Origin of the sequence: Streptomyces sp. NPDC005820, assembly GCF_040630255.1 — a bacterium.
Lineage (GTDB): Bacteria > Actinomycetota > Actinomycetes > Streptomycetales > Streptomycetaceae > Streptomyces.
Genome location: NZ_JBEXXE010000073.1, coordinates 1 through 24,800, shown reverse-complemented (window position 1 = coordinate 24,800; position 24,800 = coordinate 1). Strand labels below are relative to the sequence as shown.

Below are 24,800 nucleotides of genomic sequence, written 5' to 3'. Positions count from 1 at the left end.
CGCCCTCTCTCACTTCAGGGACGGTTCGGGATCAGACCAGGTCGAACCGGTCCAGGTCCGAGACCTTGGCCCAGGCCGCGACGAAGTCCTTCACGAACTTCTCCTTCGCGTCGTCGCTCGCGTAGACCTCGGCGAGGGCGCGCAGCTCGGAGTTGGAGCCGAAGACCAGGTCGGCACGGGTGCCGGTCCACTTCAGGTTGCCCGCGTCGTCGCGGCCCTCGAAGGTGTGCTGGTCCTCCGAGGTGGACTTCCACGTCGTGCCCAGCTCGAGCAGGTTGACGAAGAAGTCGTTGGTCAGGACGCCCGGGGCGTCGGTGAACACACCGTGCTTGGAGCCGCCGGTGTTGGCGCCCAGGACGCGCAGACCGCCGACCAGGACCGTCATCTCGGGGGCGCTCAGGGTGAGCAGGTTCGCCTTGTCGAGCAGCAGGTACTCGGCCGGCAGGCGGGTGCCCTTGCCGGTGTAGTTGCGGAAGCCGTCCCAGTACGGCTCCAGCGCGGCGAACGACTCGGCGTCCGTGTGCTCGTCGGTCGCGTCGACACGGCCCGGCGTGAAGGGGACCTCCACGTCGAAGCCGGCGTCCTTGGCGGCCTTCTCGATCGCGGCGGCACCGCCGAGGACGATCAGGTCGGCCACGGAGACCTTCTTGGCGCCGGTGTTGAACTCGGCCTGGACGCCCTCGATGACGCTGAGGACGTGACGCAGGTCGTCGGGGTTGTTGGCCTCCCAGCCGCGCTGCGGCTCCAGGCGGATGCGGGCGCCGTTGGCACCGCCGCGCTTGTCGCTGCCGCGGAAGGTGGAGGCCGACGCCCAGGCGGTGGACACCAGCTGGGAGACGGTCAGACCGGAGGCGAGCAGCTTGGCCTTGAGGGCCGTGACGTCGGCCGCGTCGATGGCCTCGCCCTCGGCCGCCGGCAGCGGGTCCTGCCAGATCAGGGTCTCCGCCGGGACCTCCGCGCCGAGGTACAGCGACTTCGGGCCCATGTCACGGTGGGTCAGCTTGAACCAGGCGCGGGCGAACGCGTCGGCGAACTCGGCCGGGTTCTCGTAGAAGCGGCGCGAGATCTGCTCGTAGACCGGGTCGAAGCGCAGCGACAGGTCGGTGGTGAGCATGGTCGGCAGCTGCTTCTTCGACGCGTCGTGCGCGTCGGGGATGATCGCCTCGGCGTCCTTGGCGACCCACTGCTTGGCGCCGGCCGGGGACTCGGTCAGCTCCCACTCGTACTCGAACAGGTTCTTGAAGAACCCGTTGCCCCACTGGGTCGGCGTGGCGGTCCAGGTGACCTCCAGGCCGGAGGTGATGGCGTCGCCGCCCTTGCCGGAGCCGTAGGTGCTGGCCCAGCCGAGGCCCTGCGCCTCGATCGGGGCGGCCTCGGGCTCGGCGCCCACGTTGTCCGCCGGGCCGGCGCCGTGGGTCTTGCCGAAGGTGTGGCCACCGGCGATGAGGGCGACGGTCTCCTCGTCGTTCATCGCCATGCGGCGGAACGTCTCACGGATGTCGCGGGCCGCGGCGATCGGGTCCGGGTTGCCGTTGGGGCCCTCGGGGTTGACGTAGATGAGACCCATCTGGACGGCGCCGAGCGGGTTCTCCAGGTTGCGGTCGCCGGTGTAGCGCTGGTCGTCCAGCCAGACCTTCTCGGGACCCCAGTAGACGTCCTCCTCGGCCTCCCAGACGTCGGCGCGGCCGCCGCCGAAGCCGAAGGTCTCGAAGCCCATCTGCTCCAGGGCCACGTTGCCGGTGAGGATCATCAGGTCGGCCCAGGACAGCGCCTGGCCGTACTTCTTCTTCACCGGCCACAGCAGACGGCGGGCCTTGTCCAGGTTGCCGTTGTCCGGCCAGCTGTTCAGGGGCGCGAAGCGCTGCTGGCCGGCGCCGGCGCCGCCGCGGCCGTCGGAGATGCGGTAGGTGCCCGCGCTGTGCCAGGCCATACGGACCATCAGCGGGCCGTAGTTGCCGAAGTCGGCGGGCCACCAGTCCTGCGAGTCGGTCAGCACCGCGGCGATGTCCTGTTTGACGGCCGCCAGGTCGAGGTTCTTGAACGCCTCCGCGTAGTCGAAGTCCTCACCGAGGGGGTTCGCCACCGCCGGGTTCTTGGCGAGGATCTTCAGGTTGAGGCGCTCCGGCCACCACTGGCGGTTGCCGCCGCCCTGGGTGGGGTGTGCCGCGCGGTCGTGAGCGACGGGGCACTTCGCCTCGGACGAGGGGTTTTCGGACATAGGGGGTTCCTTCCGAACGGGGGAATTCACGGTGTTCCGGCGGTGGAACAGGTGGGGCACAGGCCCCAGTAGATGACCTCGGCCTCGTCGATCGCGAAGCCCTGGTCGTCGGACGCGGTGAGACAGGGGGCGTGACCGACCGCGCAGTCGACGTCGGCGACGACGCCGCACGAGCGGCACACGAGGTGGTGGTGGTTGTCCCCGACGCGTCCCTCGAACCGCGCGGGGCTGCCCGGCGGCTCGATACGGCGGACGAGTCCGGCCGCGGTCAGCGCGTGCAGCGCCTCGTACACGGCCTGGACGGAGATGTGGCCGACGCGGTCGCGCACTCCGGACGCGATCGCGTCGACGTCGAGGTGGTCGCCGCTGCGGACGGTCTCCAGCAGCGCGACGCGGGCGGCCGTCACCCGCAGGCCGGCACCGCGCAGCTCATCGGCGACGGTTCGGGGCTGGGGCGTGGTCATGGGGACAACCTACTGGGCTAAACACGAATAGTTCAAGAAAGCGATGCCGACAAGTTTGGCGTGTCGCGTGAGGACCGTTTCGTCCCGCTATGGTGGCGTGCGGAAGGGTCGGTGACGGGTTCCCATGGGCCGGGCGGGGCCGGTGAGTTTGGTGAGGACCGTGCCAGAATGGATGTCCCGTAGTCCCGCCGAGCACGAGGTTCCACCGTGACCAAGCCCGTGGCCCGCGAGCCGCAGCGCCGGAACTCGCGGTCCAACCGGGCACGGATCCTCGAGACGGCCCGCCGTGAGCTCGGCCACAACCCGGACGTCACCCTGGAGGAGCTGGCGCGCGCCTCCGGTGTCGTACGACGCACGCTCTTTGGGCACTTCCCCGGGCGGGCCGCGCTGCTGGAGGCGCTCGCCGAGGAGGCGTCCGAGACGCTGTGCAAGGTGCTGGAGACCGCGAGCCGGCCCGAGGAGCCGGCCGAGCGGGCGCTCGCGCACTTCGTGCGCTGCATCTGGCCCGTCGGCGACCGCTACCGGCTGCTGCTCGCGCTCGCCCGGCGCGATCTGGGCGTGGAGCGCGTCGCCGAGATCCTGGCGCCCGCCCGTGCCGAGGTCACCTCCATCCTGGAGCGCGGCCGGCGCGACGGCGTCTTCCACGGCCAGCTGCCGCCCGCCGTGCTGAGCGCGGGTCTGGAGGCCATGCACTGGGCCCTGCTGGAGCAGGTCAACACCGGAGCACTGGAGGACGACGGCACCCGGACCGCCGTCGTCACGCTCATCGCGGCCGGGGTGCCGGAGGAGCGGGCGATCGAGGTGGTCGAGGCGGTCACGCCGGATACGACGGTCGTGGAGTAGCGCCGCGCGCGGGGCGTACGCAAGGGGCCCTCCCGAGGGCCCTCACTCCCACAGCAGCCTCCGCACCACCCCCGCCGCCCCGGCCACGACCCCGCCCGCCGCCAGCCCGGCCCCGGCCACGACGAGCCCCTTGGCCACCGCCCCCGGCGGAGCGAGCCGCCGGTTGAGGGCGTCCGCTCCTACGCGTGGTGCACTGCCCGGCCAGACTGGTCCCGACGCCCCGCGACAGCACCGGCGCGCCGTGCTCCTGGGCCACCGCCACCGCCTCGACGGGCCGCGCCTCGGGGGTGCGGGGGACGATCACGCCGATCGGGGTCTGCCGGAAGTTCGAGGCGTCGGTGGAGTACGCGGCCCAGCTCCCGCGTCGAACCGCACCTCCCCGTCCACCCGCGCGGAGCGCCGCCGCGAGGGCGCCGGGATCCACCGGGGAGCCCGGCGGCGGGTGGTGACGGACCGGGTCGGGCAGCTCCTGTACGCCCAGGGAAGCCTCCTGGGGATACCGGTCGGCCGACACGGCCGACCGGTGGGCGCGGCAGCCGCCGGGTACCCGGCCGACCTGCCCCCGAGCAGCCTCAGCCGGAGGCTCCGACGGCCGCCGCCCCGGTGTCCTCGCCGGTGTCGCCCTTGTCCACGGACCCCGTCTCCGTCTCCCCGCCCGCCGCCGGTACCAGCCCGCTCATCGCCGCGCACTGTTCGGGGCCCATGACATGGGCCAGGGCCGCGGTGACCGTCCCGGCGAGGGCGCCGGAGGCCTCGCGCAGGAGGGTGCGGGCCTTGTCGGTGAGGGCGATCTCGATGCCCCGCTTGTCGCCGCAGACGGAGCGGCGGGTGACCAGTCCGGCGTGCTGGAGGCAGGCGACCTGGTACGTCAGCCGGGTCTTGGGGCGGCCCAGCAGCTCGGCGACCCGTGTCATGCGCAGGCCCTCCTCGGGGTGCTCCGCGAGCAGGCACAGGATCAGGAACTCGTCGTGCGAGACGTCCAGCCGTTCCTTCACCACCGTCCGCAGCCGTTGCTCCACGGCTCCCGTGGCGGCGAGCAGCACCATCCAGGCGCGCAGCTCGGGCGGCAGCAGCCCGGTGCCCCGGGCGGCCGGGCACTGGGGCAGGTCAGGGAGGTGCTCCTCGGGGTCGGCCATGCATCGAGTGTAACCGTGGTCCAATTTTGGACGACGGGGTTGTCCACTTTTGGATAATCGGCTAGCGTCGAGTCATCCAAATTTGAATCATCACCTCTGGACAGGAAACGACCATGACCGTCGCCGTGGAAACCGGACTGTGGCAGCTCGACACCCGTGCCTCCGCCGTCGCCCTCAAGCACAAGACGATGTGGGGCCTGGTGACCGTCAAGGGCGCCTTCGGCGCCGTGCGCGGCGGGGGAGAGGTGGCCGCCGACGGCTCCGCCACCGGCACCCTCAGCCTGGACGTGGCCTCCCTCGACACGAAGAACGCCAAGCGCGACGAGCACCTGCGCGGCACCGACTTCTTCGATGCGGCGAACCACCCCGAGATCACCTACGCCGTGCGGTCCGCCGAACTCCGCGGCGCCGACACCGTCCAGGTGTCCGGTCAGCTCACCGTGCGCGGCATCAGCCGCCCGCACTCCTTCACCGCGAAGCTGACCGGCGCGAGCGCCGACGCCGTCACGCTGGACGCCGAATTCACCGTCGACCGGGCCGAGTTCGGCCTGGGCTGGAACCAGATGGGCATGATCAAGGGCCTGACCACGGTCACCGCCACGCTCCGCTTCACCCGCGCGACGAACGCCTGACCGGCCGTCACCTCACCCTCGTACGACGGGCGCCCGTAGCGCGGCGCCCACGTCCGCGCTCGACAGCGTCTGCGGATCCGCCGTGAAGGCCCGCAGCCGGATCCGCACGCTCGGCCGGGGAAGGCGGAACGTCCCCTTGGGCGGCCGGAGTTCATAGCGGGCCGCGCGGTGGGCGGGCAGCGTGCGCGGCCCCGCGACCACGATCCAGTACGGGTCCATGCCCTGGCCCGTGGTGAGGGTGAAGTGCGGACTCAGCGCGCGGTCACCGGTGTTGACGACCCGCACGGTCATCAGCGTCACCGCGGTCGCCGAGGGATGCCGGACCCCCGTCACCCGCATCCGCAGCGGAGGCGCCCCGGTGGCCGCCGCCGTCGCGCTCACCAGGGCGGGCAACAGCACCAGGACGGCCGCGGCGACCCGCGCCGGATGCCGCCGCGGACCCGCCATCACCCGGGGTCTCGGCTGCCACGCACCGGCGAACTCCGGCAGCGGCGCGGTCACCGCGGACGCCAGCCACAGCGGCGTCATCATCAGGTAGTAGCCGTCCTGGGAACGCGTGGCCAGGAAGAACGCGCACCACGGCAGCACGGTCGCGGCCGGCCCCAGCCGCCGTACGAACAGCACGAACAGCGCCAGCAGCCCGGCCGCCAGCAGCAGGCTCGCATGCCCGTACCAGTCGAGCCGGTCGCTGCCGTCCGTGAGGTACAGCGAGATGCCGATCAGCCCCTGACCGTGCAGCACCGCGCCCTGCGTCAGCGGCAGCGCGATCCCCTTCAGCCAGGCCGCCGGCTGCTGCACCAGGAAGTACGTGTTGATCAGCAGCCATACGGTGACGGCGACCCCGGCGATCCGCAGCACCACGCCCGCCGCCGCGCGCGGACCCAGCTCACCGCGGCGCACCGCGTAGATCCCGGCCAGCAGGAACGGCACCACGAACCACGACAGCTGCTGCGCGGCGCAGGCCCCGCCGAGGCAGACGGCCCGTGCCACGCCCGCCCGGCCGAGCAGCCCGCCGCGCCCGGTGCGCGGCCAGCGCACCACCGCCGGCAGCAGCAGCGCCAGCGCCAGGATCGCCGGATAGCCCTGCCGCCCGTACATCGGCAGGAACGAGAAACCGAGGCACACCATCGTCGCCGCCGGGCGCCACGGCACGGGCAGCATCCGCCACAGCGTCACCGCGCCCACGAGCAGCGCGCCGGTCGCCATGGCCGTCGCCGGGGCGCCCCCGTGCCCGAGCCACAGCAGCGGCGCGGTGAGCAGCGGGGCGAGCGGCGGATAGCCGTACGTGAAGTCGTAGCCGCCGTACACGGTCGGGGTCAGCGCGACCGTGCCATGGCCGAACAGCCAGGGCCAGGGCCGGTCGTAGACGGGCCGTCCGGCGGCGAGCTCCCGGGCGGCCTGGGTGGTGAGGACCGCCTCGTCGCCGCCCTGGTGGTACACCGCCCAGGCACACAGCACCAGGACCACGGCGGTGGCCAGCACGCACAGGTCGACGCGGGCCAGCGAGCGGGCCCGGCGCACGACGAGCGCGAGCACCCCGCACACCAGGATCGAGGCGTAGCAGACCGAGATGGCGGCGGCCACGACGACCTTGTGGCTCGCGGCCGTCGACCACACCGAGCGGGTGCCGATGAAGAGGGTGACGGCGGAGAGCAGGGTCAGGACGCGACGCCACTGCGCGGGAGGTTCCGGGAGGGCGGACACCGCCGACTGTGTCCGCCGACCGGGTGTCACCAGCGAGGTATCTGCCAAGTGCACGGCACGTGAACGTAGTCGCGCTCGGTGAACGAGCCGTTCCTGGACGTGAAGATTCCGGTGTGTGGGGGGTAAGAAGCGGCCGTGGGACGCCCAAGTCGGTCGCCGTCCGTGTCGCTGTTGGGCCGAACGGGTGACTTGGCGTAAGAATTGGCTGGTGCAGGCATGGAATGCGAGTCAGTTCGGGGGGATCCGGTGAACCGGTACGACGTCACCGATGAACAGTGGGAAGGGCTCGCCCAGGTCGTTCCCTTGCGGGGCCGGGACGCCTGGCCGTCGGCGGTGGACCACCGCTCGCTCCCCGACAGTGTGACGGAGACCCGTCGCCGCTTCGTCGTGCTGCGGGTCAACGTCTTCGCCGACGCGCGGGAGGTCGCCGAGACACTGATGGCCGGCATCCCGGTCCTCCTCGACCTCACCAGCGCGGAGACCGACGTGGCCAAACGCGTCCTGGACTTCTCCACGGGAGTCGTCTTCGGCCTCGCCAGCGGCATGCACCGCGTCGACCGCAACGTCTTCCTCCTCACCCCACCGGGCACCGAGGTGAGCGGAATCATGGAGGGCGCCGGGGTGTAGGGGGCGGGCGTGTCAGCCCGGGGTGTCGCTCGATCGTAGGAAGTCCGCGGGGCCGGAACGGTTCGCCCGGCGGGCGGAGTCCTACGGTCCGCATATGACCGCGTCCTCCGCCTCGACCAGCCCCACCCGCCCCGAAGACACACCGCTCTCCGACGACCCCGTCGGACCCCGGAGCACCCGTCCCGAAAGCTCGTCCGGCCCCGGTGGCCCCGCCGGTCTCGAGGGCGTGCCGCTTCCCGGTGGTGCGGTTCGTCGGCACCTGCGGCCCTGTGTGACCGAGTTGCGGCTGGCCGCCTTCGCGGGGCATCGGCGGGTCCGGATGGGGTTGGGGGCGGTGACCGTGTTGGCGGGGCCCAGTGGGAGCGGGAAGACCACGGCGGTACGGGCCTACGAGGCACTGGCGCGGCTCGGCGGCGGGGCCCGGGTCCGCGACGTCTTCCCGGATCCGCTCGCCTGCGTCCCCGAAGGGGCCCGCCCCGATGCCCAGCGGCGCCGCGGCTTCCGCATCGGCTGCACCGCCGACGGCCCCGAGGGCCCGGTCCGGCTCGACATCGCCGTACAGGCCGAACCCGAACTGCGCATCGTGGGGGAGCGGCTGAGCGCCGACGGACGCGTGCTGCTGGAGACCGCGCTGCGTGATCCGGGACGCCGTACGGTGCAGGCCGCCTGGCACACCGGCGGATCCGCACCCGTCACCCGCGCCCCCCTCCCCGACGACCGCCTCGGCACCGCCCTGCTGCCACTGCGCGTCGCCGGCAAGACCGACGGACAGCGGCGGGTGCTCGCCGCCGCCGAACAGATGGTCGTCGCGCTGCGCTCGGTCTTCGTCTGCGACCCCCAGCCGGAGTGGATGGGCGCCCCCGTGCCCGTCGGCTCCGGCCGGCTGCTCGGCGGCTGCGACAACCTCGCCGACGTCCTCTGGCGCACCCGCGAGGAGTGCGCCCGCCGGCACGCCCACCTGGTCGCCGCCCTCGACGCCGGCTGCGCCGGACAGGTCGTCGACCTGCGCGCCGAACCCCTGCCCGACGGCACGGTCCGCGCGCTGCTCGACCGCGGCGACGGGACCGGCACGGAACTCGCCCGCCTCGGCTACGGCGAACTGCGCTACGTCGCCCTCGCCCTGGTCCTCCTCACCGGCCCCGGCGTGCTCGACCTGGACACGGCCGGTGAGGTGCCCTCCGCGATGCAGGCGCTCACCCTGCTCGCCGACAACCTCGACCGCGGCCTGGACCCACGCCAGCGCACCGGTCTGCTCCGGCTCGCCGTGCGGATGGCCGACCGCGGGCACATCCGCTGCGTCGGTGCGGTCAGCGACCCCTCCTGGGCGGCCCGGACCCACGGGGTCACGGTGGTACACCTGGGAAAGTGACAGAACACCTCGACGTGGCGAAACTCCAGCGCAGACTGGCCGAGTTCGCGGCCGCCCGGAACTGGCAGCCCTTCCACACCCCCAAGAACCTCGTCTCCGCGCTCAGCGTGGAGGCCTCCGAACTGGTCGAGATCTTCCAGTGGCTGACCCCGGAGGAGTCCGCGCGGGTCATGGACGACCCGGAGACCGCGCCCCGGGTGACGGACGAGATCGCCGACGTCCTCGCGTATCTGCTCCAGCTCTGCGAGGTGCTCGGCGTCGATCCGCTCGCCGCCCTCGACGCGAAGATCGACCGCAACGAGCGCAGATTCCCGGCGCCGTAGACCGCGCGTGGACCGCCGGGCTGTGGACAACCGAGGGACTCCCACGGTCCGCTTTCACTCTCCGGAGTCGTCCGGTGGTCCGAAACCGATTTGTTGTCCACAGATTTCCGCCTTCCTCTGGCTTTTCGCCCCACAGGCCTTCACTCTGGGTAGTGGAACGCTCTCTGTGCGCGAGGGCGGTGCGCAAGGGAGTTCGGGCGGACGTGCGAGGAGCACGTCGGACAGACGGGGGTGGCGCATGGACGCGGTGCGGCTCATCCTGACCAGCAGGCGTGCGCTCGCGGGCAGCGTGGGCAGGGCGGAGATTCTCACGGAGGTGTGGCAGGCCCAGGCCCTGGCCCAGGCCATAGGAAGCCGGCTGGCCGTCTCGGGCCCGCCCGAACTGCGGGGCGAGGCCCTCGGGTTGACCGAGCTGGCGGGCCGGGGCTGCGGGGTGCTGGACGCCCCCGACCTCGACCACGCCGATCTGCGGGCCGCCCAGCTCACCCTGCTGGACGACGCCCGCGCGGCCCTGATCGACCTGAGCGGTCTGCTCGGCGAGGTCGGCATCGCCCTGGTCGCCCTGGCCAGCGCGGCGGACGACCAGGGCACGTACTGGCAGTGCATGGAGGCCATCGACGCGGCCGACGAGTCCAGGGACCGCGTCCTGGAGATGCTGCGCAAACTGGCGGCGAGAGAGGAGCGGGAGCGGGAGGACAGGGAGGTGTGGGAGGAGAGAGGTGAGAAGGAGGGGGCCGTGTTACCGGATCGGTGACGTCCGGCTCAGCCCGCGTCGCCTTCCTCCACACCCGCACCAGCACCCGACGCCGTACCCGCACCCGCACCCGCACCCGTCGCCGTCGCCGTCACCCTCCCCACCTCTGTCCGCTGTGAGCTTCCCGCGGCCTGGTGGTCCTCCAGCGCCGAGAGGTCCGCGTTCAAGGCCGTCATCAGCTCCTCCATCTGCTGCAGCAGCCCTTTCGGCGGGGCCGGCGCGGCGCTCCCGCCCTGCTGCGGCACGCTCTCTTCGGTCATGACGGCCTCCTGGGCCCCGGCCCCCGGACGGCCGGCACGGGTGACGTCCCGGCACCGATCCGCCGGACGGGCGCCGACCGGTCCGGCACCGCACCGGCCAACGATCACCACCGGGGCGGGTCACTGGCGCGGGCAACCCCCCACGCCCGGCACGGCCGTTTTTCACCCGACCGGGGACGCCAGGGCCCCGGGGGACCCCCGGGATGGACGGGAACCCCGAGGTGCAGGATGGGAGGCATGGATCTTCGTATTTTCACCGAGCCCCAGCAGGGCGCCACCTACGACACCCTCCTCACCGTGGCGAAGGCCACCGAAGACCTCGGGTTCGACGCCTTCTTCCGCTCCGACCACTATCTGAAGATGGGCGACGTCGACGGTCTCCCCGGCCCCACGGACGCCTGGATCACCCTGGCCGGCCTCGCCCGCGAGACCCGCCGCATACGCCTCGGCACGCTCATGACCGCCGCCACCTTCCGGCTGCCCGGCGTCCTCGCCATCCAGGTCGCGCAGGTGGACCAGATGTCCGGCGGCCGCGTCGAACTCGGGCTCGGCGCGGGCTGGTTCGAGGAGGAGCACACGGCGTACGGCATCCCCTTCCCGAAGGAGAAGTTCGGCCGCCTCGAGGAGCAGCTGGAGATCGTCACCGGCCTGTGGGCCACCGAGCCCGGCAAGACCTTCGACTTCCACGGCGAGCACTACGCCCTCACCGACTCGCCCGCGCTGCCCAAGCCCGCGCAATCGAAGATCCCCGTGCTGATCGGCGGCCACGGCGCGAGCCGTACGCCTCGCCTCGCGGCCCGGTTCGCCGACGAGTTCAACATGCCGTTCGGCTCGGTCGAGGACAGCATGCGCCAGTTCGGCCGGGTGCGGGCCGCCGCCGAGGCGATCGGCCGGGACGCGGACGCCATCACCTACTCCAACGCCCTCGTCGTCTGCGTCGGCAAGGACGACCAGGAGGTCGCCCGCCGGGCCGCCGTGATCGGCCGCGAGGTCGACGAACTGAAGACCAACGGCCTGGCCGGCACCCCGGCCGAGGTCGTCGAGAAGATCGGCCGCTACACCGAGACCGGCTCCCGCCGCTTCTACCTCCAGATCCTCGACCTGCACGACCTCGACCACCTGGAGCTGATCTCCGCCGAGGTGCAGTCCCAGCTGTCGTAGGCCCACGGCAGGGCGGCGCGCATCCCGTGATCTGTGACATGCCTGTGACTGGAACTATGGCTTCCGCCACAGTCCTTCCGGGCCGCTCCTGATGAGGTGACCGGATGCGCCCACCCCGTCCACCCCGCCGCCCCCGCCCGGCCCGTCTGCTCCCGGCCGTCGCCGCCGTGCTCCTGCTCGCCGCGGCCTGCGGAACGGAGCGGGCGGGCGACGACATCGGCGGCGGCGTGGGAGCGGCCTCCCGGGCACCCCGCACCCCGGTCACCGACCCGCCGGTGGACGGGGTGCGCATCACCGCCGTGACCATCCCCTCGGCCACCCCGACGCCCAGTGCGTCCGACTGGAGCGTCCACGCCGACAGCCTGCCCGGCGACTCCGGGATCTTCGCCGCCTACGAGGTCACCAACGACGGCCCCGAGGCGCTGACGTACTCCGTGCTCTTCGACTTCACGACGAGCGCGGGCGAGGTCATGAGCAACCAGTGGGTGACGGTGCGGGAGGTGGGCGCCGGGAAGACCGTGCGGGGGACCGTCGAACCGGGGGTCCTCACCCCCGGCGCCTCGCCGGTGACCACCGTGAAGGTCGCCGAGGTCACCAAGGTCCCCGCGGCCGAGGCCCCCGCCGCGGCGGGCGTCTGCCCGGCGTCCGGGATCCGGGTCACCGCCGACGACGGCGACGCCGCGATGGGCCTGCGGGTCGTCGGACTGCGCCTGGAGAACTGCGGCACGAAGGACTACTCCCTCGACGGCTACCCGCAGCTCACCCTCCTCGACGAGGACCGCGCGCCGGTCGAGGGCGTGCGGATCCTGCACGGCGGCGCCGGCATCGCCTCAGGCACCGGCCTCGACGACCCGCCCCGCGCCCTCACCCTGAAGCCGGGCGAGAGCGCGGTCTCCGGCCTGGCCTGGCGCAACACCACCGAGGCCGGCCCGGACCCGGTGACCGTCCCGTACGTCCGGATCCGCGCGCAGTCCGGCGCCGCCCCGGTGACGATCACCCCCCACCTCGACCTCGGCACCACCGGCAAGCTGGGCGTCGGCGCCTGGCAGCGGGCGGAGCGCTAGCCGGTAAATTCCCCCGCCCCCGGGCCCGTACCTCTGTACGTTGGAGCTGCGCACAAGCGCACGACCAGCGCTTTCGCTCCCATCCGACCTTTCGAGGCAACCCACCGTGTTCCTGACGATCACCACCACCGGCACCCCCGAGCGCCCCGCCACCGACCTGGGCTATCTGCTGCACAAGCATCCCGGGAAATCACAGGCGTTCTCCACGTCCTACGGCACGGCGCACGTCCTCTACCCCGAGGCCGCCGCCGATCGCTGCACGGCGGCGCTGCTCCTCGAGGTGGACGCCGTGGCGCTGGTCCGGCGCGGCAAGGGCAAGGGCCGCGGCGGCGCCCCCGACGCGGCGCTCGCCCAGTACGTCAACGACCGCCCGTACGCGGCCTCCTCGCTGCTGGCCGTCGCGCTGAGCGGCGTCTTCTCCAGCGCGATGCGGGCCGTGTGCACGGCCAGGCCCGAACTCCCCGCGCAGGCCCGGCCGTTGCACATCGAGGTGCCCGCGCTGCCGGCCCGCGGCGGCCCCGGCCTGGTACGGGCGCTGTTCGAGCCGCTCGGCTGGACGGTGACCGCCGACCCGGTGGCCCTGGACCCCGCGTTCCCGGAGTGGGGCGACTCGCGGTACGTACGGCTCGTCCTGGAGTCGGAGACACTGACCCTCGCCGAGGCCCTGCGGCACCTCTATGTCCTGCTGCCGGTCCTCGACGACGCCAAGCACTACTGGGTCTCGTCCGACGAGGTCGACAAGCTGCTGCGCGCCGGTGAGGGCTGGCTGCCCGACCACCCCGAGCAGCGGCTGATCACCAGCCGCTATCTGTCCCGCCGCTGGTCGCTGACCCGGCAGGCGATGGAGCGGCTGGAGCTGGTGCGGCTCGCCGAGACCGACGACAGCGCGGTCGAGGACATCGACAACGCGGTCGGGGCGGAGGCCGAGACCGAGGAGAAGCCGACCCCGCTGGCCGTCCAGCGGCGCGACGCGATCATCGAGGCGCTGCGCGCCGCCGGCGCCGCCCGGGTGCTCGACCTCGGCTGCGGCCAGGGCCAGTTGGTGCAGGCACTGCTGAAGGACCCGAGGTTCACCGAGATCGTCGGCATGGACGTCTCGGTCCGCGCCCTCACCATCGCCGCCCGCCGGCTGAAGCTGGACCGGATGGGCGAACGGCAGGCGTCCCGCGTCCGGCTCGTGCAGGGCTCGCTCGCGTACACCGACACCCGCCTCAAGGGCTATGACGCGGCCGTGCTCAGCGAGGTGATCGAGCACCTCGACCTGCCGAGGCTGCCCGCCCTGGAGTACACGGTGTTCGGCGCGGCCCGCCCCCGCACGGTCCTCGTCACCACCCCGAACGTCGAGTACAACGTCCGCTGGGAGTCCCTCCCGGCCGGACACGTCCGGCACGGCGACCACCGCTTCGAGTGGACCCGCGAGGAGTTCCGCGCCTGGGCGGCCGCCGTCGCCGAACGGCACGGCTACGGCGTGGAGTTCGTCCCCGTCGGCCCGGACGACCCGGAGGTGGGACCGCCCACCCAGATGGCCGTGTTCACCCTGACCACCCCCACGGCCGGCACCCCGAACGAGAAGGAGGCGAAGGCGGCATGACCGAGAACCAGACCAAGGGCCGGGTGCTTCCCGTCACCGACCTCTCCCTCGTCGTGCTGATCGGCGCCTCCGGTTCCGGCAAGTCGACCTTCGCGCGCCGGCACTTCAAGCCCACCGAGGTCATCTCCTCCGACTTCTGCCGCGGCCTGGTCTCCGACGACGAGAACGACCAGAGCGCGACCCGGGACGCCTTCGACGTCCTGCACTACATCGCGGGCAAGCGGCTCGCGGCCGGCCGCCGCACGGTCGTCGACGCCACCAGCGTCCAGCAGGACGCCCGCCGGCAGCTGATCGACCTGGCGAAGCAGTACGACGTGCTGCCCATCGCCATCGTGCTCGACGTGCCCGAGGAGGTGTGCGCCGAGCGCAACGCGGGCCGTACCGACCGCGCCGACATGCCGCGCCGGGTCATCCAGCGCCACACCCGCGAACTCCGCCGCTCCCTGCGCCACCTGGAGCGCGAGGGCTTCCGCAAGGTGCACGTCCTGCGGGGCGTGGACGATGTGGAGAACGCCACCGTCGTCACCGAGAAGCGCTTCAACGACCTGACCCACCTCACCGGCCCGTTCGACATCGTCGGCGACATCCACGGCTGCGCCGCCGAACTGGAGTCGCTGCTGGGCAAGCTGGGCTACACCGACGGCGTCCACCCCGAGGGCCGGACGGCCGTCTTCGTCGGCGACCTCGTCGACCGGGGCCCGGACAGCCCGGGCGTGCTGCGCCGCGTGATGTCCATGGTCAAGTCGGGCAACGCCCTGTGCGTGCCGGGCAACCACGAGAACAAGTACGGCCGTTACCTCAAGGGCCGCAACGTCCAGCACACCCATGGCCTCGCCGAGACCATCGAGCAGATGGAGGACGAGAGCGAGGAGTTCCGCGCCGAGGTACGGGAGTTCATCGACAAGCTCGTCAGCCACTACGTCCTCGACGGCGGCCGGCTGGTGGTCTGCCACGCCGGTCTGCCGGAGAAGTACCACGGCCGCACCTCCGGCCGGGTCCGCTCGCACGCGCTGTACGGCGAGACCACCGGTGAGACCGACGAGTTCGGGCTGCCGGTGCGCTACCCGTGGGCCGAGGACTACCGGGGCCGGGCGGCGGTCGTCTACGGCCACACGCCCGTCCCGGAGGCGACCTGGCTGAACAACACCATCTGCCTGGACACCGGCGCCGTCTTCGGCGGCAAGCTGACCGCGCTGCGCTGGCCGGAGCGCCAGCTGGTCGACGTACCGGCGGAGCAGGTCTGGTACGAGCCGGTGAAGCCGCTGCGCTCCGAGGCGCCCGGTGGGCACGACGGGCGTCCGCTCGACCTGGCCGACGTCCACGGCCGCCGGATCGTCGAGACCCGGTACGAGGGCCAGTCCCGGGTGTCGATCCGTGAGGAGAACGCGGCGGCGGCCCTGGAGGTCATGAGCCGGTTCGCGGTCGACCCGCGGCTGCTGCCGTACCTCCCGCCGACCATGGCGCCCACGGCGACCAGCCGCGTCGAGGGCTACCTGGAGCACCCGGCGGAGGCGTTCGCGCAGTACGCCGCGGACGGGGTGGAGCGGGTCGTGTGCGAGGAGAAGCACATGGGCTCGCGGGCGGTGGCGCTGGTGTGCCGCGACGCCGAGACGGCACGCAGGCGCTTCGGCGTCGACGGGCCCACCGGGTCGCTGTACACCCGCACCGGCCGGCCGTTCTTCGACGACGTCGCGGTGACCGAGGAGATCCTCGGCCGGGTGCGGGCGGCGGCGGACGCGGCGGGTCTCTGGGCGGAGCTGGAGACCGACTGGCTGCTGCTGGACGCCGAGCTGATGCCGTGGTCGCTGAAGGCGTCCGGGCTGCTGCGGTCCCAGTACGCGGCGGTCGGCGCCGCCTCCGGGGCCGTCTTCCCGGGTGCGCTGGGCGCTCTGGAGGGCGCCGCGGCCCGGGGCGTCGACGTCGCCGACCTGCTGGCCCGGCAGCGGGAGCGCGCCTCGGACGCGGCCGCGTTCACGGAGGCGTACCGCCGCTACTGCTGGACGACGGACGGCCTGGACGGCGTACGCCTGGCCCCGTTCCAGCTGCTCGCCGTCCAGGGCCGCAGCCTCGCGGGTCTGCCGCACGACGAGCAACTGGCCCTGCTGGACCGGCTGGTGGAGCACGATGACACCGGACTGCTGCAGACCACCGGCCGGCTGTACGTCGACACCGCCGACCCCGCCTCGGTGCGGGCCGGCGTCGACTGGTGGCTGGAGATGACGGGCCGGGGCGGCGAGGGCATGGTCGTCAAGCCGCTCGGCGCCCTGGTCCGCAGCGGCGAGGGCCGGCTCGTCCAGCCGGGCATCAAGTGCCGGGGCAGGGAGTACCTCCGGATCATCTACGGCCCGGAGTACACCCGCCCCGACCACCTCGCCCGGCTGCGCGGACGCTTCCTGAACCACAAGCGTTCGCTGGCGATCCGCGAGTACGTGCTCGGCCTGGAGGCACTGGACCGCCTCGCCGAGGGCGAGCCGCTGTGGCGCGTCCACGAGGCGGTGTTCGGGGTGCTGGCCCTGGAGTCGGAGCCGGTGGACCCGAGGCTGTGAGGTCAGCGCCCGCCGGTCACCGGCGGGTCGAGGGCCTGCACGGTGGCGACGACGCCGCTGCTCGCGAAGCCGCCGACGACGAAGACGCAGTTGCCGGTCGTGCCCGGCGGACAGGGCAGGGCCGCGCCCGCCGCTTCCTGGCGGGCGGTCGGCGCCGACGGCAGGGTGGTCCAGACGCGCGACAGCGGGTTGTACGACTGGGCGTCCGACCGCGCGCCGCCGGCACCGATACCGGTCGCCGCGTAGACACAGGTTCCCTGCTGGCCGGGCGGGCAGGTCGTGGCCGCCACCACCGGGGTCGCCAGGGGAACCGGCAGCGCTGCCAGCGTGGTCCAGGCCCGGGTCACCGGGTTGTAGGACTCCACCGCGCCCGTGACGTGGCCGGTGGAGTCGAGCCCGCCCACCGCGTAGACGCAGGTCCCCGTCTGACCCGCCGGACAGATGGCGGTCGCGGCGCTCACGCCGTTCCGGGCCGTGTGCAGTGCGCTGAGAGTGGTCCAGGTCCTGGTGACGGGGTTGAACGACTCCACTCTCGCCGTGACACCGGAGCCGTCGTCACCGCCCACCGCGTAGAGGCAGGTTCCGGTCTGTCCGGCGGGGCAGGGCGCGGCCGCGGCCCCGGGGTAGGCGCGTGCCGTGCCCAGCGACGTGACCGTGGTCCAGCCGCCGGTCGCCGGGTCGTAGGACTGGACCGTCGCGACGCGGCCGCTCGCGCCGTACCCCCCGAGGGCGTACACACAGGTTCCGCTCTGTCCGTCCGGGCAGGGCGCGGCAGCCGCCGCGAGGCCGTAGCGCGGCGTGGGCAGGTCCGGCAGCGTGGACCAGGCGTTGGTGCGCTGGTTGTATGCCTGGGCCGTGGCCAGCACGCCGCTGTCCCACCCGCCGACCGCGTAGAGACAGCTCCCGCTCTGCCCCCGAGGGCAGGGCGCGGCGGCCGCGGCCAGGTCGGCTCGGGCCTTGGGCAGGGAAGGCAGCGTGATCCAGTTCAGACCGGTGCGGGCGTCGGCGGGCAGCGTCCCGCACAGCAGGGCGACGGCGGCAAGGACGCCGGTGAGGGCGCAGCGGGCGCGCCATCTGCGCGGGGCCGTACGTATGGGGGGCAAGACAGGCTCCTGCCAGGAGGGGGCGTTTACCAGAGGTGTGCCACGCCCCTGCGCCGACGCGCCGCCACCGTCCGGCATTTCGCCCCAACGGCTCAGAGGCGGCCGCGGCCTCACCCCACCAGCCGCAGCCGCTCCCCGCACACCCCCACCCGCACGGTCTGCCCCCAGGTCAGCTCCACCGCGTCGCTCTCGATCCCGTCCCCGAACGCGACGATCCGCTCGGACTCGACGGTCAGCGTCAGCCCGTCCCCGGCGGTCAGCTCGCCCGCCACGCACGAGGTTCCCGTCGCCGGTGACGGCCAGGCCTCCCGGACGAACCACACGAGCCGTTGCTCCGTCGGCGCGGGCAGCCGGACGCGCCCGCCCCGCTCCTGCCAGACCGAGCGGATCCAGCCGGTGGCGCCCGTGCCGGTGCCGACCAGCACCCCGGAGGAGGCCTGGGCCTCGGCGGCACCCCCGTCGTCCTCGAGGCCCAGGCGGTAGCGGGCGGTCTGGTGACCGGCGGCGCCCAGATAGATCTCGTTGAGGGCCACCAGCCGCTGGGTGTCGTCGGCGACCGCCTCGACCATGGTCAGTTCGGACACCCCGGTGCCGGAGGCGAGCACCGAGGGCAGCAGGGCGCCGGCGTCGGCGGGGCGGTGGCGGACCAGGACGCCCGGGTTGCGGCCGGGGTCGGTGTCGATGCCGACCACGGGCTGCCCGGCGAGGTACTTGGCGACGTTCGCCACCAGACCGTCCTGGCCCACGACGATCACCACGTCCTCCGGCGCGAACAGGAAGCGGTCCAGGTCGGCCCGCTCCACCTGGCTCTGCCGCCAGGTCAGGGGGATCGCCGAGGTCACCTCCGCCAGGGCGCGCCGGGTGCGGCGGTGCCGCTCCGCGACCTCCTCGATGTCCCGGCCCCGCGAGGAGAGGAAGAAGGCGGCCTGGCCGTGGGTGCCGTGCCGGGCCACCAGCTCCTCGTACTCCGTGGTGCGGTGGACCAGCACGGCCCGCGGGGCGAGACTCAACTCCCGGCTCCCAGCTTGGCGAGCAGGCCGGTCAGCACGTCCGGCGAGATCGTGACGCTGTCGATGTGCGGCAGGTTCTCCGCAAGCCGGGTGCCGGTCAGCGCGTTCAGGGTCACGACGTCGACGTCCGCGTGGACCCGCAGCCAGGCCGCCTGCGCCTGGGCCCGGGCCTCGCCGACCTCGCGTGCCGCCTCGGCCTCCGCCCGGGCGAGCCGTACCGCACGGGCCGCCTCCGCCTCCGCGAGCTTCACCGTGCGTGCCGACTCCGCATCGGCCAGCCGCTCCGTGCGCCGCGCCTCGGCGTCGGCGAGATGCACCTGCTTGGCCGCCTCGGCCTCCGCGAGCTTCACCGAGCGCGTGGCCTCGGCCTCCGCCAGCCGGACCGTCCGGTCCGCCTCGGCCTGAGCCCGCACCTGGTCCGCCGCCGCGGTCTCCTCCGCCTCACGGCGGGCGTTGGTGCCGCGCTGCTCGACCAACTGCTCCTCGCGCCGGGCGAGTTCGATCCGGCTGGCGAGCTCGTTCTCGGCGATGGTCCGCTCCCGCTCGACCGCCACCGCCCGCCGTTCGTACGTCGCCCGGTCGGCCTCCTGCTGGATCTGCTCACGGGCCGGCGTGCGCAGCGCGCGCTCCACCTCCGGTTCCGGGCGCAGCGCCATCACGCGTACGGCGACCACCTCGATGCCCGTCGCCGGCAGCCGCGGTTCCGCCGCCAGTCCCGCCGCGACCCGTTCCCGTACCGCCGTCACGCCGTCGACCAGCGCGGCCGACAGCGGTGTACGGGCGAGGACGTCCAGGGCGTGCTGCTGGGCCGTCTCGGTGAGCAGGGTGCCGAGCTGTTCCAGGGGCGCGCCGCGCCAGACGCCGGTGTCCGGGTCGACGGAGAAGTCGAGGCGGCTGGCCGCGACGGCCGGGTCGCTGATCCGGTAGGTCACCGTCGCCTGCACGGTGACGTCCTGGAAGTCGACCGTGCGGGCGTGGAAGGTCATGGCCAGCTCGCGGTCGTCGACCGGTACTTCGGAGAGCGCCGCGGTCAGCGCGCGGAACCAGAAGCTGAGCCCCGGGCCGTCGTGCACCAGCGTGCCCGAGCGGTGGTGGCGGATGTGTGCCGTCGGAGCGCCGCGCAGATGGCGCCAGCCCAGCCGCCGGGTGATGTCGGCCATGAGAGGTCCCCCCTCGCCTGGATGTCGTCACCGAGACGATAATCGGAGGGATCACTTGTCGTCAAGAGGACGAAAACAAGCGGTTGCGAAACGACACAAGAGCGGGTGAAGGCGGGCGACGGTGGTCAGGATGGAGGCATGGGATTCCATGTCGACTCCGAGGCCGGGCGGCTGCGCCGCGTCATCCTGCACCGGCCGGATCTCGAGCTCAAAAGGCTCACCCCCAGCAACAAGGACGCACTGCTCTTCGACGACGTGCTCTGGGTGCGCCGGGCGCGCGCCGAGCACGACGGGTTCGCCGACGTCCTGCGCGACCGGGGCGTCGAGGTCCATCTGTTCGGCGATCTGCTCGTCGAGGCCCTGGAGATCCCGGCGGCCCGCGCGCTCGTCCTGGACCGCGTCTTCGACGAGAAGGAGTACGGGGTGCTCGCCACCGACCACCTCCGTGCCGTCTTCGAGGCCCTGTCCGCGCCCGACCTGGCCGAGAGCCTCGTCGGCGGCATGACCAAACGGGAGTTCCTGGCGGCCAACGCCGAACCGACCTCCGTGCGCTTCCATGTCATGGACCTCGACGACTTCCTCCTCGCCCCCCTGCCCAACCACCTCTTCACCCGCGACACCTCCGCCTGGATCTACGACGGCGTCGCCGTCAACGCCATGCGCTGGCCCGCCCGGCAGCGGGAGACCGTGCACTTCGAGGCGATCTACCGGCACCATCCCCTCTTCCGCGGCGAGCTGTTCAACGTCTGGTCCGAAGGGCAGGCCGACTACCCCTCGACCATCGAGGGCGGCGACGTCCTCGTCATCGGCAACGGCGCCGTCCTCATCGGCATGAGCGAGCGGACCACCCCGCAGGCCGTGGAGATGCTCGCGCACAAGCTGTTCGCGGCCGGCTCGGCGCAGACCATCGTGGCCCTGGACATGCCGAAGCGGCGCGCCTTCATGCACCTCGACACCGTGATGACGATGGTCGACGGCGACACCTTCACCCAGTACGCCGGACTCGGCATGCTCCGCTCGTACACCATCGAGCCGGGCGTCGGCGAGAAGGAGCTGAAGGTCACCGACCACCCGCCGGAGCACATGCACCGGGCGATCGCCGCGGCCCTCGGCCTCAGCGAGATCCGGGTGCTCACCGCCACCCAGGACGTGCACGCGGCCGAGCGCGAGCAGTGGGACGACGGCTGCAACGTCCTCGCCGTCGAACCGGGTGTCGTCGTCGCCTACGAGCGCAACGCCACCACCAACACCCATCTGCGCAAGCAGGGCATCGAGGTGATCGAGATCCCGGGCAGCGAGCTGGGCCGGGGCCGGGGTGGACCGCGCTGTATGAGCTGCCCGGTCGAACGGGGGGCCGTGTAGAGAACATGTGAGCCGATGGGTCTGTATAGAAATGCTAGTCGTCGTATAGACTTCCATGGTCCCGTTCTCGTACCTCTGGAGCGCCCCCATGGCGACTGTCCCGACCGCCCTCGCCGGCCGCCACTTCCTCAAGGAGCTGGACTTCACCGGGGAGGAGTTCCGCGGCCTGATCGAGCTGGCCGCCGAGCTGAAGGCCGCCAAGAAGGCCGGGACCGAGGTCCAGCACCTGCGCGGCAGGAACATCGCGCTGATCTTCGAGAAGACCTCGACGCGCACCCGCTGCGCGTTCGAGGTCGCCGCCGCGGACCAGGGCGCCGCCACCACCTACCTCGACCCCTCCGGCTCGCAGATCGGCCACAAGGAGTCGGTCAAGGACACCGCGCGCGTGCTGGGCCGGATGTACGACGGCATCGAGTACCGCGGGGACAGCCAGCAGAACGTCGAGGAGCTCGCCGCGTACGCCGGTGTGCCCGTCTACAACGGCCTCACCGACGACTGGCACCCCACCCAGATGCTCGCCGACGTCCTGACGATGACCGAGCACACCGCCAAGCCCCTGCCGGAGATCGCCTTCGCCTACCTCGGCGACGCCCGCTTCAACATGGGCAACTCCTACCTGGTCACCGGGGCCCTGCTCGGCATGGACGTACGGATCGTCGCCCCCAAGACCTACTGGCCCGCCCAGGAGATCGTCGACCGGGCCCGTGAGCTGGCCGAGACCAGTGGCGCCCGGATCACGCTCACCGAGTCCGTCGCCGAGGGCGTGCTCGGCGCCGACTTCGTCGCCACCGACGTCTGGGTGTCCATGGGCGAGCCCAAGGAGGTCTGGGACGAGCGGATCGCCGCCCTCGGCCCGTACGCGGTGACCATGGACGTCCTGCGCGCCACCGGCAACCCGGACGTCCGCTTTCTGCACTGTCTGCCGGCCTTCCACGACCTCGGCACCAAGGTGGGCCGCGAGATCTTCGAGGCCCACGGCCTGGACTCGCTGGAGGTCACCGACGAGGTCTTCGAGTCGGCCCACTCGGTCGTCTTCGACGAGGCGGAGAACCGCCTGCACACCATCAAGGCCGTCCTGGTCGCCACCCTCGCCTGACCGGGGTCACTCGGGCCGCGGCCGCCACTGCGGAGGCACCACGGCCAGCCGGAACCACACCGCCTTGCCCTTCTCGGTGGGGCGGTGCCCGCAGGACGAGCTCAGCGCGCGGATCAGCAGCAGCCCCCGCCCGTGCTCCAGCCAGGGGTCGGGCTCCGCGCCCGAGGGCCGGGTGAGGTCGCCCGGTGGCATCGGGTCGGGGTCGTGCACCTCGACCTGGCAGCCGCTCGGCCGCAGCTCCACCACCAGCTCTATCGGGGCGTCCCCGGCGGCGGTGTGCTCCACGGCGTTCGCGACCAGCTCGGCCGTGAGCAGCTCCGCGGTGTCGCTGTCCGCGCCGTGCTCCAGCTCCGCCAGCGCCGTACGGACCAGTGCGCGAGCCACCGGCACGGCCGCGGCGGAGTGCGGCAGTGCGATCCGCCAGGAGGCGGTCGAGTCGGAGGGGCGATCTTGCAAGGCGAGTCCGTTCTTGGCGCAGGGTCCCGTGATCGACATCAGGTGGTCCTGCCTTCAACTTTCAGGAATGGTACGGCTAACGGGTTGCTTACCCCGCCCAACGCCCCGTCTCGCCTGCCTGCTCCCGTTGTTACCGCGTTATTGACGAGCGGTGACACTGCGGGGGCCGGACATGAGAAACCGCCCTCCCGGAGGGGGAGGGCGGTAAGAATACTTACCTCGGAACGCCTGTCTCAGCCGAGGTCCACCATGCCCGCGGTGAGCGTCGCCCCGTCGGCCGGGTCGATCAGGATGAACGCCCCCGTACGCCGGGAGACCGCGTAGTCGTCCAGCGCGAGCGGCTCGGCGGTGCGCAGGGTGATCCGGCCCAGGTCGTTCACGGCCAGCGCGGAGGCCCCGCCGAGATCCTGCACGAGCGCCTTGACGGTCCGGGTGGTGTGCTTGAGCAGCACCCGGTCGCCGACCCGCAGCGGACGGTCGGCCAGATGGCACACGGCCGCCCGTACGTCCCGCGTCGGCGTCGGCGCGTCGGCGCCCGCCGTGATCATGTCCCCGCGCGAGACGTCCCGCTGGTCCGCCAGCCGCACCCCGACCGACTGCGGCGCGTACGCCACCCGGACGTCCTCGCCGAGTACGTCGATGGCGGCGACCTCGGAGGTCTCGCCGGACGGATGGACGGTCACCCGGTCGCCGACCCGCAGCGAGCCCGACACCAACTGGCCCGCGTAGTGGCGGACCTCGCCGTGCCGCAGGACGTACTGCACCGGGAACCGGGTGGGCGCGTCGGCCGCGTCGGTGCCGACGGGCACGCTCTCCAGGAACTCCAGCAGGGCCGGACCGGTGTACCAGTCCATGTGCGCCGACCGCTCGACCACGTTGTCGCCGGCGAGCGCCGAGACCGGGATCGGGGTGAAGCCCGGCAGCCCGAACTCGGCGGCGTCGGCGGCGAATTCCCCGACGATCCGCTCGAAGACGTCCTGCCGGTAGTCGACCAGGTCCATCTTGTTGACGGCGAGCACGACGTGCGGGACGCGCAGCAGTCCGGCCACCGCCGCGTGCCGGCGGGTCTGCTCGACCACGCCGTTGCGGGCGTCGACCAGGACGATCGCCAGCTCCGCCGTCGAGGCGCCCGTGACCATGTTGCGGGTGTACTGCACATGGCCCGGGGTGTCGGCGAGGATGAACCGCCGCTTCGGCGTGGCGAAGTAGCGGTAGGCCACGTCGATGGTGATGCCCTGCTCGCGCTCGGCGCGCAACCCGTCCGTGAGCAGAGCCAGGTCGGGCGCGTCCTTGCCACGGTTGCGGGAGGCGGTCTCCACGGCCTCCAGCTGGTCGGCGAGGACCGACTTGGAGTCGTGCAGCAGCCGTCCCACGAGGGTGGACTTGCCGTCGTCGACGGAACCGGCGGTGGCGAACCGGAGGGTGTCCACAGTCATGCCGGCTGTCGTCATGTCCGTCGTCATCTCTAGAAGTACCCCTCGCGCTTGCGGTCCTCCATGGCGGCCTCGGAGAGCTTGTCGTCGGCGCGGGTGGCGCCGCGCTCGGTGAGCCGGGAGGCGGCGATCTCGGAGATCACCTTCTCGATGGTGCCGGCGTCGGAGTCCACCGCGCCGGTGCAGGACATGTCGCCGACCGTGCGGTAGCGGACCTGCCGCTTCTCGACGGCCTCACCCGGCCTGGGCCCGCCCCACTCACCGGCCGTGAGCCACATCCCGCCCCGCCGGAACACCTCGCGGTAGTGCGCGAAGTAGATGTCGGGCAGCTCGATGTCCTCGCGGGCGATGTACTGCCAGACGTCGAGCTCGGTCCAGTTGGACAGCGGGAAGACGCGGACGTGTTCGCCGGGCGCGTGGCGGCCGTTGTACAGGTTCCACAGCTCGGGCCGCTGCCGGCGCGGGTCCCACTGGGAGAACTCGTCGCG

The 24,800-nt window shown here is 72.6% G+C and carries 23 protein-coding genes and 1 pseudogene; 12 read left to right on the top strand and 12 right to left on the bottom strand.

Annotation, left to right across the window (positions count from 1 at the left end; genetic code table 11):
• Positions 1–31: 31 nt before the first annotated feature.
• Complete coding sequence (katG, locus tag ABZ464_RS48600; RefSeq protein ID WP_359288747.1) at positions 32–2,218, bottom strand: catalase/peroxidase HPI; 2,187 nt, start codon at positions 2,216–2,218, stop codon at positions 32–34.
• A 26-nt stretch (positions 2,219–2,244) separates the two neighbouring features.
• Positions 2,245–2,682, bottom strand: a complete 438-nt coding sequence (locus tag ABZ464_RS48595) for a Fur family transcriptional regulator (protein WP_359288745.1) — start codon at positions 2,680–2,682, stop codon at positions 2,245–2,247.
• A gap of 207 nt (positions 2,683–2,889) precedes the next feature.
• Between ABZ464_RS48595 and ABZ464_RS48590 the strand changes: the two genes are divergently transcribed.
• Complete coding sequence (locus tag ABZ464_RS48590; protein ID WP_359288743.1) at positions 2,890–3,525, top strand: TetR family transcriptional regulator; 636 nt, start codon at positions 2,890–2,892, stop codon at positions 3,523–3,525.
• Between the two features lie 190 nt (positions 3,526–3,715).
• Here the strand turns inward: ABZ464_RS48590 and ABZ464_RS48585 are convergent.
• A pseudogene (locus tag ABZ464_RS48585) lies at positions 3,716–3,949 on the bottom strand (hypothetical protein); the annotation flags it as partial.
• A 148-nt stretch (positions 3,950–4,097) separates the two neighbouring features.
• Positions 4,098–4,661: a MarR family transcriptional regulator gene (locus ABZ464_RS48580; protein ID WP_359288741.1), complete on the bottom strand. Its 564-nt coding sequence runs from the start codon at positions 4,659–4,661 to the stop codon at positions 4,098–4,100.
• A gap of 113 nt (positions 4,662–4,774) precedes the next feature.
• Here ABZ464_RS48580 and ABZ464_RS48575 point away from each other — a divergent pair, with 113 nt between their 5' ends.
• Positions 4,775–5,293 carry a YceI family protein gene (locus tag ABZ464_RS48575; RefSeq protein ID WP_359288739.1) on the top strand — a complete coding sequence of 173 codons (519 nt, stop codon included), beginning with the start codon at positions 4,775–4,777 and terminating at the stop codon, positions 5,291–5,293.
• 12 nt (positions 5,294–5,305) lie between these two features.
• On the opposite strand, the gene ABZ464_RS48570 is transcribed toward ABZ464_RS48575, so the two are convergent.
• Complete coding sequence (locus ABZ464_RS48570) at positions 5,306–6,997, bottom strand: hypothetical protein (RefSeq protein WP_359288737.1); 1,692 nt, start codon at positions 6,995–6,997, stop codon at positions 5,306–5,308.
• A 216-nt stretch (positions 6,998–7,213) separates the two neighbouring features.
• Between ABZ464_RS48570 and ABZ464_RS48565 the strand changes: the two genes are divergently transcribed.
• The 4 genes from ABZ464_RS48565 (at position 7,214) to ABZ464_RS48550 (ending at position 10,070) form a co-directional block, all read left to right on the top strand.
• On the top strand, positions 7,214–7,624 hold the full coding sequence (locus ABZ464_RS48565) for a cell division protein SepF (RefSeq protein ID WP_359288735.1): 411 nt from the start codon (positions 7,214–7,216) through the stop codon (positions 7,622–7,624).
• 94 nt (positions 7,625–7,718) lie between these two features.
• On the top strand, positions 7,719–8,993 hold the full coding sequence (locus ABZ464_RS48560; RefSeq protein WP_359288733.1) for an ATP-binding protein: 1,275 nt from the start codon (positions 7,719–7,721) through the stop codon (positions 8,991–8,993).
• On the top strand, positions 8,990–9,316 hold the full coding sequence (locus ABZ464_RS48555; RefSeq protein WP_359288731.1) for a nucleotide pyrophosphohydrolase: 327 nt from the start codon (positions 8,990–8,992) through the stop codon (positions 9,314–9,316). Before ABZ464_RS48560 ends, ABZ464_RS48555 begins: the two co-directional genes overlap by 4 nt.
• A 238-nt stretch (positions 9,317–9,554) precedes the next feature.
• Entirely contained in the window at positions 9,555–10,070 is a 516-nt protein-coding gene (locus ABZ464_RS48550; protein WP_359288729.1) for a DUF6099 family protein, read from the top strand.
• A gap of 8 nt (positions 10,071–10,078) precedes the next feature.
• On the opposite strand, the gene ABZ464_RS48545 is transcribed toward ABZ464_RS48550, so the two are convergent.
• Positions 10,079–10,330 (bottom strand): hypothetical protein, encoded by a 252-nt coding sequence (locus ABZ464_RS48545; protein WP_359288727.1) that lies wholly within the window; start codon positions 10,328–10,330, stop codon positions 10,079–10,081.
• A gap of 237 nt (positions 10,331–10,567) precedes the next feature.
• Here ABZ464_RS48545 and ABZ464_RS48540 point away from each other — a divergent pair, with 237 nt between their 5' ends.
• The 4 genes from ABZ464_RS48540 to ABZ464_RS48525 all read left to right on the top strand — a co-directional run bounded on the left by ABZ464_RS48540 (position 10,568) and on the right by ABZ464_RS48525 (position 16,692).
• A complete protein-coding gene (locus ABZ464_RS48540) occupies positions 10,568–11,491 on the top strand; it encodes an LLM class F420-dependent oxidoreductase (RefSeq protein WP_359288725.1) in 924 nt (307 codons plus the stop codon).
• 104 nt (positions 11,492–11,595) lie between these two features.
• Positions 11,596–12,555 (top strand): DUF4232 domain-containing protein, encoded by a 960-nt coding sequence (locus ABZ464_RS48535; RefSeq protein WP_359288723.1) that lies wholly within the window; start codon positions 11,596–11,598, stop codon positions 12,553–12,555.
• 106 nt (positions 12,556–12,661) lie between these two features.
• Positions 12,662–14,146, top strand: a complete 1,485-nt coding sequence (locus ABZ464_RS48530; protein WP_359288721.1) for a 3' terminal RNA ribose 2'-O-methyltransferase Hen1 — start codon at positions 12,662–12,664, stop codon at positions 14,144–14,146.
• Complete coding sequence (locus ABZ464_RS48525) at positions 14,143–16,692, top strand: polynucleotide kinase-phosphatase (RefSeq protein ID WP_359288719.1); 2,550 nt, start codon at positions 14,143–14,145, stop codon at positions 16,690–16,692. The genes ABZ464_RS48530 and ABZ464_RS48525 overlap by 4 nt, the downstream gene beginning before the upstream one ends.
• Positions 16,693–16,694: 2 nt before the next feature.
• On the opposite strand, the gene ABZ464_RS48520 is transcribed toward ABZ464_RS48525, so the two are convergent.
• From ABZ464_RS48520 to ABZ464_RS48510, 3 genes are all read right to left on the bottom strand, one after another.
• The gene (locus ABZ464_RS48520) at positions 16,695–17,795 is read right to left on the bottom strand and encodes a hypothetical protein (RefSeq protein WP_359288717.1); all 1,101 of its coding nucleotides are present in this window, start codon (positions 17,793–17,795) and stop codon (positions 16,695–16,697) included.
• 110 nt (positions 17,796–17,905) lie between these two features.
• On the bottom strand, positions 17,906–18,805 hold the full coding sequence (locus ABZ464_RS48515) for a hypothetical protein (protein WP_359288715.1): 900 nt from the start codon (positions 18,803–18,805) through the stop codon (positions 17,906–17,908).
• Entirely contained in the window at positions 18,802–19,965 is a 1,164-nt protein-coding gene (locus ABZ464_RS48510) for an SPFH domain-containing protein (protein WP_359288713.1), read from the bottom strand. Before ABZ464_RS48510 ends, ABZ464_RS48515 begins: the two co-directional genes overlap by 4 nt.
• A 138-nt stretch (positions 19,966–20,103) precedes the next feature.
• Between ABZ464_RS48510 and ABZ464_RS48505 the strand changes: the two genes are divergently transcribed.
• Together ABZ464_RS48505 and argF are read left to right on the top strand one after the other, a co-directional pair.
• Complete coding sequence (locus ABZ464_RS48505) at positions 20,104–21,327, top strand: arginine deiminase (RefSeq protein ID WP_359288711.1); 1,224 nt, start codon at positions 20,104–20,106, stop codon at positions 21,325–21,327.
• Positions 21,328–21,415: 88 nt separating this feature from the next.
• A complete protein-coding gene (argF, locus tag ABZ464_RS48500; RefSeq protein ID WP_359288709.1) occupies positions 21,416–22,423 on the top strand; it encodes an ornithine carbamoyltransferase in 1,008 nt (335 codons plus the stop codon).
• Positions 22,424–22,429: 6 nt separating this feature from the next.
• Here the strand turns inward: argF and ABZ464_RS48495 are convergent, their stop codons facing one another.
• From ABZ464_RS48495 to cysD, 3 genes are all read right to left on the bottom strand, one after another.
• Positions 22,430–22,918 carry an ATP-binding protein gene (locus ABZ464_RS48495; protein ID WP_359288706.1) on the bottom strand — a complete coding sequence of 163 codons (489 nt, stop codon included), beginning with the start codon at positions 22,916–22,918 and terminating at the stop codon, positions 22,430–22,432.
• Between the two features lie 194 nt (positions 22,919–23,112).
• On the bottom strand, positions 23,113–24,330 hold the full coding sequence (locus ABZ464_RS48490) for a GTP-binding protein (RefSeq protein WP_359288704.1): 1,218 nt from the start codon (positions 24,328–24,330) through the stop codon (positions 23,113–23,115).
• Between the two features lie 14 nt (positions 24,331–24,344).
• A partial coding sequence (gene cysD, locus ABZ464_RS48485) for a sulfate adenylyltransferase subunit CysD (RefSeq protein ID WP_359288702.1) occupies positions 24,345–24,800 on the bottom strand: 456 nt, incomplete at its 5' end.

Bases quoted from the DNA above. Each gene is read 5' to 3' on its own strand.
- katG (WP_359288747.1), bottom strand. From the start codon at position 2,218: ATGTCCGAAAACCCCTCGTCCGAGGCGAAGTGCCCCGTCGCTCACGAC.
- ABZ464_RS48595 (WP_359288745.1), bottom strand. From the start codon at position 2,682: ATGACCACGCCCCAGCCCCGAACCGTCGCCGATGAGCTGCGCGGTGCC.
- ABZ464_RS48580 (WP_359288741.1), bottom strand. From the start codon at position 4,661: ATGGCCGACCCCGAGGAGCACCTCCCTGACCTGCCCCAGTGCCCGGCC.
- ABZ464_RS48575 (WP_359288739.1), top strand. From the start codon at position 4,775: ATGACCGTCGCCGTGGAAACCGGACTGTGGCAGCTCGACACCCGTGCC.
- ABZ464_RS48565 (WP_359288735.1), top strand. From the start codon at position 7,214: ATGGAATGCGAGTCAGTTCGGGGGGATCCGGTGAACCGGTACGACGTC.
- ABZ464_RS48560 (WP_359288733.1), top strand. From the start codon at position 7,719: ATGACCGCGTCCTCCGCCTCGACCAGCCCCACCCGCCCCGAAGACACA.
- ABZ464_RS48550 (WP_359288729.1), top strand. From the start codon at position 9,555: ATGGACGCGGTGCGGCTCATCCTGACCAGCAGGCGTGCGCTCGCGGGC.
- ABZ464_RS48545 (WP_359288727.1), bottom strand. From the start codon at position 10,330: ATGACCGAAGAGAGCGTGCCGCAGCAGGGCGGGAGCGCCGCGCCGGCC.
- ABZ464_RS48540 (WP_359288725.1), top strand. From the start codon at position 10,568: ATGGATCTTCGTATTTTCACCGAGCCCCAGCAGGGCGCCACCTACGAC.
- ABZ464_RS48535 (WP_359288723.1), top strand. From the start codon at position 11,596: ATGCGCCCACCCCGTCCACCCCGCCGCCCCCGCCCGGCCCGTCTGCTC.
- ABZ464_RS48525 (WP_359288719.1), top strand. From the start codon at position 14,143: ATGACCGAGAACCAGACCAAGGGCCGGGTGCTTCCCGTCACCGACCTC.
- ABZ464_RS48510 (WP_359288713.1), bottom strand. From the start codon at position 19,965: ATGGCCGACATCACCCGGCGGCTGGGCTGGCGCCATCTGCGCGGCGCT.
- ABZ464_RS48505 (WP_359288711.1), top strand. From the start codon at position 20,104: ATGGGATTCCATGTCGACTCCGAGGCCGGGCGGCTGCGCCGCGTCATC.
- argF (WP_359288709.1), top strand. From the start codon at position 21,416: ATGGCGACTGTCCCGACCGCCCTCGCCGGCCGCCACTTCCTCAAGGAG.
- ABZ464_RS48495 (WP_359288706.1), bottom strand. From the start codon at position 22,918: ATGTCGATCACGGGACCCTGCGCCAAGAACGGACTCGCCTTGCAAGAT.
- ABZ464_RS48490 (WP_359288704.1), bottom strand. From the start codon at position 24,330: ATGACGACAGCCGGCATGACTGTGGACACCCTCCGGTTCGCCACCGCC.